Genomic DNA, 12,267 nt, shown 5'->3' on the forward strand with positions numbered 1-12,267 from the left:
ATATATTAATATCAATTTGTTGATGAAAATTTCAATATATTAAAATTAATGAAAACGTCATTTTGTGGTAAAATGGAAGTAGTATAAAACTGGAGGAGTTCATTTGAATATAGATATTGGCGCGAAAATCAGAGAAATGAGAAAAAGCAAGCACCTGAGCATTGCTGAGCTCGCTGAGAAAACAGGCCTCAGCACTGGGATCATAAGCCAGATTGAGCGGGATCTGGTCACGCCGTCCGTGGTCACTTTCTGGAAGATTTCGAAAGCCCTTGAAGTATCCTTTGGTTACTTCTTTGATGAGCTAGAAGCGGAGCAGACGGTTCTCTCTCCTGTGGTTAAACGCGATCAGCGAAAAACTATCAAGACTTCCAACAGAAAAGCGCTTTATGAATTGCTGTCGCAGGATCTGAACCGGAAGATCGAATTTCTTTATATTACGATCAAGCCGGGTGAGCAGTCGGAGGGCGGTCTCGTCACCCATGAAGGTGAGGAGTGCGGCGTGGTCATCAAGGGTCGCCTGCTGATTAAGATGGAGAACGAGGAGTACATCCTTGAGGAAGGGGACAGCATCTATTACGACAGTACCATTCCCCACAGGTATGTCAATATTGGCGACGAGGACTGCGAGTCCGTGTGGGCAATGACGCCGCCGAGTTTTTAGTTTCATCAATTTAGTGAAATGTGGGTGGATGTGGGTTGGGTGACCATCGGCATAAGTTTTTTAAGGGATTTAGCCGATGGTCGCGGGATCTTCAACCTTTGAACCGGAGGGCGCTGAGTTGGCGCGGCTGCGCGAGGTAACGACGGATACCATGATTATTGAGATTTTGGAAGAGCTCGAGAAGTACAGGCATCAATAAAAAGTGAAGCGCCAAGACCATGGGGGGAAAATGGTCTTGGCGCTTTTTGTATGTGCGGTTTTTAAAATGATGTTGATTGTGATCATTGACCTAAATATTTTAACAAATCCGAGAAAACTATCTCCTTATCATCTTCATGAATCACTTCATGCCGGAGACCTTTGTAGACCTTGCTCTCTATGTTTTTGTAGCCTGCTTTTATGAGAGCTTTCATGGAGCCTTCCAGACCCCTCGGGCCGCCGGTGATTGGATCATGTTCACCGGAGATGACGAGGATCTCAAGGTCGGGGTTTTGACACTTGAATCTGTCGAACGCGCGCTGATAGAGGTTGGAGGTGGCTATGGTCAGGCTGCCGGCATTCTCGTAGGACGTAAAGAAGTGGGGGTCGCTGCGCCGCTTTTCGCGATTAGTGACGTTGACACTGACCCAGCTGTCGTCTTTGCCGTTGATACCAAGCAGATGATCCAGGAGGCGGCTGTGGCCGTGCTTACCGGAGATCAGGGAGAAAAGCTTTGTCAGGAGGACGCCTGCTTTGACGATGGAACGGTAGTCCACGGTGCCGCTGAGGATGAGCTTTTCTATTTCGTTATCATGCGCCTGGAGATAGCATCTGGCGAAAAGTGAGCCCAGGGAATGGCCGTAGAGGTAAAGGGGCTTGCCGGGGTAAAGGCTTTTGATGGTATCTGAGATCAGCTTTTGATCAGCTATGACTTGCTCCAGGCTGTCCATGTAGCCCTGGGGGATGTCTTTGCTGACGGATTCGCCATGGCCTCGGATGTCAGAGAGGACGACGGTGTAGCCGTGATTTTTGAGAAACTCAGCCAGCTCATAGTATCTGCCTTTGTGTTCCTGAGCGCCGTGAATGATTTGGAGGAGGGCTTTGGTGTTGGTGCTGCGGTTGGTGGCCTCGAAGATGACAGTGGATAGCTTGAGGCCGTCGCTAGCGGTTAGATCTAATGATTTCATGGGGGTCGCCTGCCTTGTTAGTGTTATTTTAGTTAAACCAATTCCTGTGTATTTATATCGTTTGTTGAAAGGGACACTTGGACTGAGAGAGACTAATCTTACTGTTGTGATTGTTACAAGAATATTACAAAGCTCTGGTACCATTTTGAATTTGGTGTCAGTCACCAACTCAGAAGCTGTCCGCGTCACCTAGTTAAACTTTTCTCAATCCCACACTTCTTCATCTTCCTGTAAAGGGTTCTGAGGCCAATGCCCAGAGCTTGAGCTGCGGCTTCTTTGCCCTTCAAATCCCATCCGTATTGATCCAGGGCTTCCCGAATCGCCTGAGCCTCAGCTTGATCCACCTGCTCGGGCAAAGTCTGAAAACCACTTTGCCTCTGGAACCGTTCGGGGAGGCTGTGCATATGAATGGTGCAGCCATCTTCAAGGTTGACCGCATACTCCAGCAGATTCTCCATCTCCCGGATATTACCCGGCCAGCTGTGGCTCATGAAGGCGTCGAGGACATCCTGAGACAATAGTTTCTTCGGACACTTTTGCCGGTCGCACTGAGATCTGAGAAATTCCTCAGCCAGCAGCGGCACATCCGCAATGCGCTCAGCCAGTGAGGGCATCTCGAGGGGAATGACATTCAGACGGTAATACAGATCCTCCCTGAAAGCCTTCGCTGAGACCATTTCCTCCAACTCCTTGTTGGTGGCAGCTATGATCCGCACATCCACCGAAATGGAACGCGTGCCGCCAACCCGCTCAATCATGTGATCCTGCAGCACTTTCAGCAGCTTGGCCTGAATCGTCATAGGCATCTCCCCAATCTCATCCAGGAAGAGAGTGCCGTGCTGTGCCAGCTCAAACATCCCCGGCTTGCCGCCCTTCTTGGCGCCTGTAAAGGCGCCTTCCTCATAACCAAAAAGCTCGCTCTCAAACAGTGATTCCGGAATACTGGCGCAGTTGATGGCAATGAACGGCCGGCTGGACCTTGGGCTCTCATAGTGAATGGCCTTGGCCACCAGGCTTTTGCCGGTTCCCGTCTCGCCCGTGATTAGGACCGTGGAAGCGCTTTTCGCAATCTTGTGGATCTTGCCCTTCAGCGCCACAATGGATGAATGTTCACCTTTCAGCTGCTGCAGTGAAAAGCGGTCCTTATAGTCAATTTCCCTTTGCTTATTCAGCTTCAATGTCAGCGCGTGATTTTTACTCAGCCGGATCCAGGAGCCTATATACTGATCCTCCATTTGGATAGGCCGCGCCTGAACGTTCGCATAAAAATCCCCAATCTGGCAAAGCTCACTGCTGACACTGCTTCCGCTCAAAACCTTCTCGACAACACTTTCAGGTAAGAGCTGGTTCAAATTTTGGGTAAAAAGGCTGCAGAATGAAAACAGCTCGACGGCAGGCGGATTGGCGTAGTTGATATACCCGGCGTGGTCCACGACAATCAATCCGTCCTCCACCGCGTCCATGGTCGTCTCCAGCACACTTTCCAGCCTGCTGAAATGATCGCCCTTTTGGCTGTAGTCCACCACACTCGCGATCAACTGGGACATTTCATTGACTATGGAGGTATAAATGTGGATGTCGTTGGTGATCCGGTCGTGGCCTTCTTTGGTGAATGACGTCATGGTCATGACGCCGATTGGCCGGTTGCCAATACGGATGCAGCTCAGGATCTCAATGGTGGAGGGGCAGTTTTCCTTGAACCGGCAGCCCTCGCAGGACTTCATGAACCCCGGCTTGTTGACCAGGATGCTGTTGTTGAGCAGTACCTCTTCAATGGACGGCGCGTGAACGGCGCTGCCTTTTCGCTTCACATAGGCCTCGGTGCTGGTCACGAGGGCACTGTGGGCGTCGAAGACGGCGCACTCCACCTCAAAGGCGCGGCTGATGCCCTCCACCAGGTTTTGGATCATGGGTTTATAATCGCTTAAATGGATCAAGTTGTGACCTCCATTTCTGAAATCTAACTGCATAATGAGTTGTCACCATTATAGATCTTTGCCTGGCGTTTGACAATTCAATTGTCAATGTTGGCAAGCAAATACCCAAAACCCCTGCCGATGGTCACCCTGCCCACACCCCGCCCACCCGAAATCGAAACCTCCAAAACCTGCTCATTGGAAGGCTTCGGCGGAACATCAAAAATAGGAAGCCAAACAAGTTGAATATTTGGCACGCAACTTGCGTATATAGAACGCGAGAGCAACGAACACCCAAAAGGAGGAACTGAACTATGCTGCAAAGTAAAGATGTTTTAAATCTGGACGGTAAAGTGGCAATTATCACAGGCGCCGCATCTGGCATTGGACTAGGTACCGCACAGCTTCTAAGTGCCTATGGCGCGAAAGTCGCCATGTTTGACATGAATCCTAACGGCGAAGCAGAGGCCCAGGCCCTCCGCGCAGCCGGCAGAACTGCAAATTTCTATACGTGCAACGTCACTTCGGGGGAAGCCGTTTCTAAGGCGGTAGCAGAAGTAGTTAAGGAGTTTGGCCGCATTGATATCCTGTTCAATAACGCCGGCGTCACCGTAAGAAAAACAGTCGTGGAACTGGAAGAGAACGAGTGGGATTTTGTCCTGGATGTTGGCCTCAAAGGGACGTATCTCATGTCCAAGCACGTCATCCCGGTTATGGCAGAAAACGGCGGCGGCAGCATTGTCAACACCGGCTCGGGATGGGGTCTCAAAGGCGGCGACAAAGCGGCGGCTTACTGTGCGGTCAAAGGCGGCATAGTCAACCTGACCAGAGCTATGGCTATTGATCACGGTCCGCAGAACATCCGCGTCAACAGCATCAACCCCGGCGACACCAACACTGCTATGCTGCGGGAAGAAGGCCGCCAGCTGGGAGAGAACGTGGAAGCTTTCTTGAAAGATTCCGCAAAAGGCAGACCGCTTGAGCGTCTTGGCATGCCGGAAGACATAGCTTACGCCGTTCTTTTCCTGGCCAGCGACATGTCCCAATGGATCACCGGCACCGCACTAGTCGTCGATGGCGGCGGAATTGCCTAACCAGAAACTCAACTATCATCCGACATCCAAACAAGGAGGAACCACTATGACCCTTCGAGGTTTTAAGAATCACCCTTACATCCCGAACTCTGTGCCTGAAGTTCAGCAGGAGATGCTGAAAGAGATTGGCCTCAGTTCCCTGGAAGAGCTGCATGCAGAGATTCCGGAGGAAATCTGCCTTAAAGAGCCTATGAACCTTCCGCCGGCACTCGAGTCTGAATATGAACTCAAGCGCCACGTTGAATCCTTATTAGCAAAGAACAAGACCTGCAAAAACCACATCAACTTCCTTGGGGCCGGCTGTTACCAGCATTACGTCCCGGCGATCTGTGATGAAATCAACTCAAGAGGCGAATTCCTCACGGCATACGGCGGCGAGCCCTATAACGACCACGGCCGCTTCCAGTCCCTCTTCGAATATCAGAGCCTGATGGCAGAGCTGCTGGACTTTGACATTGTCAATGTACCGACTATGGACGGCGCTCAGGCGTCTTCCACAGCCATCCGCATGGCTGGCCGCATCACAGGCAGAAGAGAGGTCCTGGTGCCTAAAGCCATGGATCGGGAAAAGCTCAAAGTCATGATCAACTATGGCAAGCCAGCCCTTGATCTCATTGAAGTCGACTACTGCGTAAAGAGCGGCCGCCTGGACCTCAGCGACCTGAAAGGCAAGCTGAGTGAGCGTACCGCAGCAGTCTATTTTGAGAATCCAACTTTCTACGGCGTTATTGAGGATCAGGGTCAGGCTATTTCAGACCTTGCCCACGCCGCCGGCGCCCTCAGCGTCGTCAGTGTGGATCCCATCACTTTGGGCGTCCTGGCGCCGCCAAGCCACTACGGCGCAGACATCATTTGCGGAGATCTTCAGCCCCTTGGCATTCACATGAACTACGGCGGCGGCCAGTCCGGCTTTATGTCCACAAGAGATGAAGAAAAATTCGTCATGGAGTTTCCATCCAGACTCTTTGGTATAGCGCCAACGTCAGAGCCTGGAGAGTATGGCTTCGGTGACGTCGCTTATGATCGGACGTCCTTTGGGCATCACAGGGAGCATGGCAAAGAGTATGTCGGCACTCAGACGGGACTTTGGGGCATCACTGCCGGCGTCTACCTGTCAACCATGGGGCCGAAGGGCATGCAGGAAGTCGGCGAGACCATCCTTCAAAAGGCCAATTACGCAGTTAATAGACTGTCTAACATTCCGAAAATAAAAGCGAACAAATTCGAGAGCGCATTCTTCAAAGAATTCGTCGTCGACTTTAACGAAACGGGCAGAACCGTCGCGCAGATCAACCAAGCGCTCCTTGAAAAGGGCATCTTTGGGGGCTTTGATCTCTCCAAAGAGCATCCGGAGCTCGGACAAAGCGCGCTCTACTGCGTCACTGAGGTTCACTCAAAATCAGAACTCGACAAACTCGCTGAGGCCCTGGAAGAGATTCTGGGCGGCGCGCGCTAAGGCGGGAGGAGGAAATTACATGAAGCGAATTGACAGAAGTCATAAAGTCAGACGATTCCATCAGGCAAAGTGGGACGAGTCCATCATCTTTGAACTCAGCAAGGCAGGGGAACGGGGCATATTGGTCCCTAAGGCGGAAAAGGCAATCCAGGAGGTTACGGGACCGGTGGATGCGCTGGTGCCGGCTGGGATGAGACGACCATCGGCACCAGCTCTGCCTGAAATCTCTCAGCCTCGAGTACTGCGCCACTACATGCGCCTTTCCCAGCAGACCCTGGGGGCGGACGTGAACATTGAGATTGGGCAGGGGACGTGCACGGTGAAATACAGCCCGAAGGTCAACGAGGTCCTCGCCAGAATGCCGGAGATGACGGAGCTGCACCCGCTGCAGGACCCATCAACGGTGCAGGGGATTCTCGAGATCATGCACGAAACGGACCTTTACATGCGGGAGATTTCCGGCATGGACCGGTTCACGTTCCAGCCAAGCGGCGGGAGTCAGGCCATCATGACCATGGCGGCGGTGGCCAGAGCGTATCATGCGGCGAACGGCGAGGGCGACCAGCGGGACGAAGTGATCACGACGATCTACAGTCACCCGTCAGACGCGGCGGCGCCAGCGGTTATGGGCTACAAGATTATCTACATTCATCCGGACGAGGACGGCTATCCGGATTACGAGGCCTTTAAGGCGGCGGTGGGTCCGAGGACGGCGGCGTTTATTGTGGCCAATCCGGAAGACACCGGCGTTTACAATTCCCAGGTCAAAGCCTTTACGGAGCTGGTCCATGCCCGTGGCGGCCTCTGTGGCTATGATCAGGCCAATGCCAACGGCCTTTTGGGTGTCACCCGTGCCAAGGAAGCGGGCTTCGACATGTGCTTCTTCAACCTCCACAAGACCTTCTCAACGCCTCATGGCTGCGGCGGCCCTGCGGTCGGGGCGACCGGCGTTGTCGAGCGGCTGGTGCCGTTCCTCCCGGCGCCGCTGATTGATCGGAAGGATGATGCGAACGGCGTCACTTACTTCCTCAATTACGATTTTGCGCATCCAGCTCATGGAATTGGCAAAGTTCGCCTCTTCAGCGGCGTAGCGCCGGTCATTCTGAAGGCTTACACCTGGATGCGCGCTCTCGGGGCGGAAGGCCTCTACGAGGTCGCCAAGGTCGCGGTTCTCAACAACAACTATCTGTTCCAGAAGCTCATGGCCCTGGAGTGCGTGGATGCGCCTTATACACCGGGCAAACAGCGCATTGAGCAGGTCAGGTATACCATCGAGAAGCTGACTCAGGATACAGGGGTCACCAGCGGCGACATCCAGCGCAGGATGATGGACTTTGGCATGCACTACTGGACGAGCCATCACCCGTATTACATCCCTGAGCCGGCGACCCTGGAGCCTACGGAAACGCCGTCCAAAGAGGATCTGGATGAATACATCAACACACTGAAGCACATCTTTGATGAGGCTTACACGAATCCGGAGATCATCAAGACGGCGCCGCACAGCAGCGTGTGCCACCAGATTGACGAGTCGGACATGGACGACCCGCAGCGCTGGGCGCCGTCCTGGAGGGTGTATTTGAGAAAGACGCAGTAAAAGTCATAAAAAGTCATAGTTTGCCTGGGAGGTGTGGTTGGAGATGGGATCGGTGGAAATGGTAGAAATGGCAGAATTGGAATCGGCACTTAACCTTCGAAAAATTGGTTTCATCATCAACCCCATCGCCGGCATGGGTGGCCGCGTGGGCCTCAAAGGCACAGACGGCGTGTTCGAGGAGGCCCTTCGCTTAGGTGCTCTGCCGATGGCGCCCGCCAAGGCGGCGCGTGCCCTGAAAGCGCTTTTGGGCTTGCGGGACGAAGTGGTTCTGCTTACTGGATCCGGGGAACTCGGCGAACGGATTGCACGGGAGCTAGGATTTGAGGTCCAAGTGGTACAGGTCGCTTCGGGAGAGGTCACTTCGCATGAAGATACAGTGGCTTTGGCGAAAGCGGTCGTGGCTCAAGGTGGTGAGCTCATTTTGTTCGCAGGCGGCGATGGTACCGCTCGCAACTTGGTAGAAGCGGGGATTTTTGAAGCTGGCTTACCGGTGGTGGGGATTCCGGCGGGGGTAAAGATTCACTCGCCGGTGTTCGCGACACACCCCGAAAAGGCGGGGGAGCTGGCGGCTGGTGTTTTGAACCGCACCGGTTCTGCCACTGGCGCCAAATGGCGAGAGGCCGAGGTCCTGGATATCTCGGAAGAGGATTACCGCAGCGGCCGAGTGATGACAAAGCTCTATGGCTATCTGATGGTTCCGAGTGACCGTGGGAGGATGCAGAACAAAAAAGCCCCTTCCCCTCAAAATGAAGCCAACGCCCACAGGGAAATTGCCCTGGAGATGGTGGCGCAAATGGAAGCCGGTACCGCTTATTTTGTTGGACCCGGGACGACGACTCGGGCGGTGCTGGATGCGCTGGGGCAGCCCCATACTTTGCTGGGCGTGGATGTGGTGCTGGACGGCAAAGTTATCTGCCAGGATGCTGCAGAACAGAATCTGTTGGCGGTTCAGTCACAGCATCCCTGCCGATTGATCGTCACTCCCACCGGCGGTCAGGGTTTTCTTCTTGGCCGCGGAAACCAGCAGCTCAGCCCTGAGGTCTTAAGGGGTATTGGGAGAGAAAACCTTATGGTGATCGCTACCCAGGAAAAGCTGGCAGAGTTAAAACATCAGCCGCTGCTGGTGGACACCGGGGATCCGGAGGTCGACGCGCTTTTGAGAGGCTACGTCAAAGTTTGGACGGGCTTTAAGACCGCGGTGATGGTTGCGATGCGTTAAAACTTGAGAATGATGAAACTGGGTGTCTGACACCCGGTTTTCTGAAACTCGAAGCGAGACCGCCAATTCATACAATGATTAGAGCGTTTTGCGACTATGAATTTACATATAAAAGAAAATATAGAAAAAAATGATATTGAATTTCGGTTAGGTTGAAACTCGGTGTCAGACACCCAGTTTGTCAGGGGTGAAACTCGGTGTCAGACACCCAGTTTGTTGACCCCACCTCCCAACCGACACAAAATGCCACGCATCTCAACCCGCATCACCCATAAGAGGAGGGAAACCCATGATCGCACTACTCAAGCTTTCACCCATTATTCTCCTGACCGGACTTATGATCAATGGCATGAACGTTTTGATGGCGGCACCAATCGCGACAATGTACGCGGCGATTATCGCCATGCTCACCCTTAAAATGAAGTTTACCGATGTGATGAACAAAGCCATCGACAGCGTGAAAGAAATGATTATTGTCTTCTTTATTCTGATGCTGGCCTACGCGGTGGCCGAGTCATTTATGGCAACGGGTGTCGGCGCAGCGGTCATCAACCTGTCGCTGGGCGCAGGCGTCACGGCTAAAACCGTCGCGCTGGTTGGTTTTCTGGTCACCTGCGTCCTGTCGGTGGCTACGGGTACTTCATGGGGGACTTTCGCAGCCTGCGCGCCAATCTTCCTTTGGCTCAATCACATTGTCGGCGGTGACGTGCTCTTGACGACAGCGGCAATTGCAGGCGGCGCGTGCTTTGGTGACAACATAGGGCTGATCTCAGACACAACGGTTGTCAGCTCCGGTCTTCAAAAAGTTGAAGTCGTACATAGAGTAAAGCATCAAGGTGTTTGGTCACTGCTTTGCGTGGTGGCAACTGCAGCTGTCATCTTCATGGTCAGTGTGGGCATGGGTCTTCCGACGGTGACCGGCAACGCGGGCGAAGCGATCAATGCAATCCCTCAGGAAGCTTGGGATGCGCTGACGGAGCAGAGACCATCGGCGGTGGTTTTGCTGGAACAGGTCAAAACAGGGGTGCCAATTTACGTCATCACGCCGCTGCTGATCGTGTTAGCCCTGGCGATCAAAGGGTTTCCGACGTTCATCTGCCTGGGCTCCGGTATCATCAGCTCTCTGGTCTTCGGCCTGATCGCGGGGACGATTGGCTCGGTGGGGGAATTCCTGGATTTGGTGCAGGGCGGCTTCGAGAGCGCGGGCAGCTGGTCGATTGTTATGATGATGTGGATTGGGGCGTTTGGCGGGATCATGAGCATTATGGATGCCTTCGAGCCTGTGGCCCGGTTCATTGTCAGGTCCGTGCGCAACGTCAGACAGCTGATGTTCTCCAACGCGCTGCTCAGCCTGCTCGGCAATGCGGCTCTGGCGGATGAGATGGCGCAGATTGTGACCATCGGCCCAATCATTAAAACGATTACGGATGAGAATGTGGAAGCCAGCGACGAGGACATGTACCGGCTCAGGCTGCGCAACTCGGCGTTTGGGGATGCTATGGGGGTCTTTGGGTCCCAGCTGATTCCGTGGCACTGCTACATGGGCTTTTATGTGGCGATCGCGGCGGCGGTGTATCCGCTGTTCGAGTTCACCGCGCTTGGGATCATCAAGTACAACTTCATGGCGATGATTGCCGTGGGGTCGATGCTGGTGCTGACGATCACCGGGCTGGACCGGTTCATTCCGCTCTTCAGTCTGCCGTCTGAGCCTAAGGTCAGGCTTCGTAAGGCGGGGGCGGCTGAGGTGACGAAGATGGAGAAGCGGGCTTAACGTTTCTTTTGACGGAGAAAAGTGCAAGCAGCACAAAGCGTCACGGGCGGCACTTCAAGGCTGCACCGTGACGCTTTTTACGTGTAGGGGGATGGGATTATGAGCACGATGTTGAAATTGAATTTGGATATGAACGTGTTGAATTTTCCAGTTATGACCATTGATCTTGCGAAGCTTGAGCACAACACCCGCGCTGTGGTTGACCTCTGCGCGAGGCATGGGGTGCGGGCGGCGGCGGTCACAAAATGCTACTGCGGGGATCCGGAGATCGCAGCGGCCAGTGTTCGCGGCGGCGCGGCCTGGCTGGCGGATTCCAGACTTGAGAATTTGAAGCGTCTGTCTGCGCTTGACATCCCCAAACTCTTACTGCGTCTGCCGATGGTCTCCCAAGCCCGCAAAGTCGTGTGTTATGCAGATCTGAGCCTGAATTCCGAGCTGGTGACGATCAGGGCGCTGTCGTCCGCAGCTCTTGAAGCGGGGCGTGTTCACGGCGTGATTTTAATGGTCGATCTTGGGGATTTGAGAGAAGGGATTTCGCCGACGCATGTGGTTTCAACGGTTGGTGAGATTTTGGCCCTTGAGGGGGTGGCGCTGAAAGGGATCGGGACTAATTTGACCTGCTTTGGCGGCGTGCTGCCAGGACCGGAGAATATGGCAATTTTGGAGGGTGTGGTAAATGAGGTTGAAGCAGCATGGGGGATAGGCCTTGAGATCGTCTCAGGTGGAAACTCCAGCAGTGTTTGTATGCTGGAAGGGGGCGCGCTGCCTGAGCGCATCAACCAGCTGCGGTTTGGAGAGGCAATTCTCTTTGGAACGGAGTTTGCCTATGGCGGACGGATTGAGGGGACATATTCTGATGTTTTTCAGCTGCATGCGGAAATCATTGAGCTTCAGGAAAAAGTGTCTGTGCCTTATGGGGAAATTGGGCTGGATGCTTTTGGGAGGAAGCCGGTGTTTGTGGACCGGGGGATTCGAAGACGGGCTATTTTGGGCATTGGAAAGCAGGATGTGATTCTGGATACGCTGAAGCCGCTTGACCCCGGGGTCATTGTTTTGGGTGGGAGCAGCGACCATTTGATTGTGGATGTGCAGGATTGCCTCAGACCACTGGAGGTGGGGGAGGTACTGTCTTTCAATATGCATTACACAGCAGTATTGAGCGCGATGACGTCGGAGTATGTGACGAAAGTTAAGTTGAAGTGAATGGGGAAGAGCCAAGACCATCGGCAAAAATGGTCTTGGCTCTCTTAGTTTTTGAACGCAATATTACAATTGTGTTACAAAGCTCTGGCACTAAATTGAATTGAGTGTCAGTCACCAACTCAGAAGTTGTCCGCGTCCCCAACGTCATACACTTCCTGTGTTGTTCAACATAGCCATAACTTTA

General features: G+C 53.4%; 10 protein-coding genes. 8 read left to right on the plus strand and 2 right to left on the minus strand.

The features are described 5' to 3' along the window. Nucleotides 1-103 precede the first annotated feature (103 nt). Nucleotides 104-661 carry a cupin domain-containing protein gene (locus OEL90_RS13605; protein WP_300689408.1) on the plus strand — a complete coding sequence of 186 codons (558 nt, stop codon included), beginning with the start codon at nt 104-106 and terminating at the stop codon, nt 659-661. A 76-nt stretch (nt 662-737) separates the two neighbouring features. Beyond that, a complete protein-coding gene (locus OEL90_RS13610; protein WP_300689410.1) occupies nt 738-860 on the plus strand; it encodes a hypothetical protein in 123 nt (40 codons plus the stop codon). An 82-nt stretch (nt 861-942) separates the two neighbouring features. Here the strand turns inward: OEL90_RS13610 and OEL90_RS13615 are convergent, their stop codons facing one another. Together OEL90_RS13615 and OEL90_RS13620 are read right to left on the minus strand one after the other, a co-directional pair. Continuing rightward, nucleotides 943-1,827, minus strand: a complete 885-nt coding sequence (locus OEL90_RS13615; RefSeq protein WP_300689413.1) for an alpha/beta hydrolase — start codon at nt 1,825-1,827, stop codon at nt 943-945. Nucleotides 1,828-2,012: 185 nt separating this feature from the next. After that, nucleotides 2,013-3,764, minus strand: coding sequence for a sigma-54 interaction domain-containing protein (locus tag OEL90_RS13620; protein WP_300689416.1), 1,752 nt, complete (start codon nt 3,762-3,764; stop codon nt 2,013-2,015). A 293-nt stretch (nt 3,765-4,057) separates the two neighbouring features. On the opposite strand from OEL90_RS13620, the gene OEL90_RS13625 reads away from it, so the two are divergent. The 6 genes from OEL90_RS13625 to OEL90_RS13650 all read left to right on the plus strand — a co-directional run bounded on the left by OEL90_RS13625 (nt 4,058) and on the right by OEL90_RS13650 (nt 12,083). Continuing rightward, nucleotides 4,058-4,837, plus strand: a complete 780-nt coding sequence (locus OEL90_RS13625) for an SDR family NAD(P)-dependent oxidoreductase (RefSeq protein ID WP_300689418.1) — start codon at nt 4,058-4,060, stop codon at nt 4,835-4,837. Nucleotides 4,838-4,883: 46 nt separating this feature from the next. After that, nucleotides 4,884-6,293: an aminomethyl-transferring glycine dehydrogenase subunit GcvPA gene (gcvPA, locus tag OEL90_RS13630; RefSeq protein WP_300689421.1), complete on the plus strand. Its 1,410-nt coding sequence runs from the start codon at nt 4,884-4,886 to the stop codon at nt 6,291-6,293. A gap of 19 nt (nt 6,294-6,312) precedes the next feature. Further along, nucleotides 6,313-7,890, plus strand: a complete 1,578-nt coding sequence (gene gcvPB / locus OEL90_RS13635) for an aminomethyl-transferring glycine dehydrogenase subunit GcvPB (RefSeq protein ID WP_300689424.1) — start codon at nt 6,313-6,315, stop codon at nt 7,888-7,890. A gap of 43 nt (nt 7,891-7,933) precedes the next feature. After that, the gene (locus OEL90_RS13640; RefSeq protein ID WP_300689463.1) at nt 7,934-9,109 is read left to right on the plus strand and encodes an ATP-NAD kinase family protein; all 1,176 of its coding nucleotides are present in this window, start codon (nt 7,934-7,936) and stop codon (nt 9,107-9,109) included. A 289-nt stretch (nt 9,110-9,398) separates the two neighbouring features. After that, a complete protein-coding gene (locus tag OEL90_RS13645; RefSeq protein WP_300689426.1) occupies nt 9,399-10,880 on the plus strand; it encodes a Na+/H+ antiporter NhaC family protein in 1,482 nt (493 codons plus the stop codon). A 99-nt stretch (nt 10,881-10,979) separates the two neighbouring features. Beyond that, nucleotides 10,980-12,083, plus strand: a complete 1,104-nt coding sequence (locus OEL90_RS13650) for an alanine/ornithine racemase family PLP-dependent enzyme (protein WP_300689429.1) — start codon at nt 10,980-10,982, stop codon at nt 12,081-12,083. Nucleotides 12,084-12,267: the final 184 nt, after the last annotated feature.

The sequence above is a fragment of the Acidaminobacter sp. genome, assembly GCF_030247605.1.
GTDB lineage: Bacteria > Bacillota > Clostridia > Peptostreptococcales > Acidaminobacteraceae > Acidaminobacter.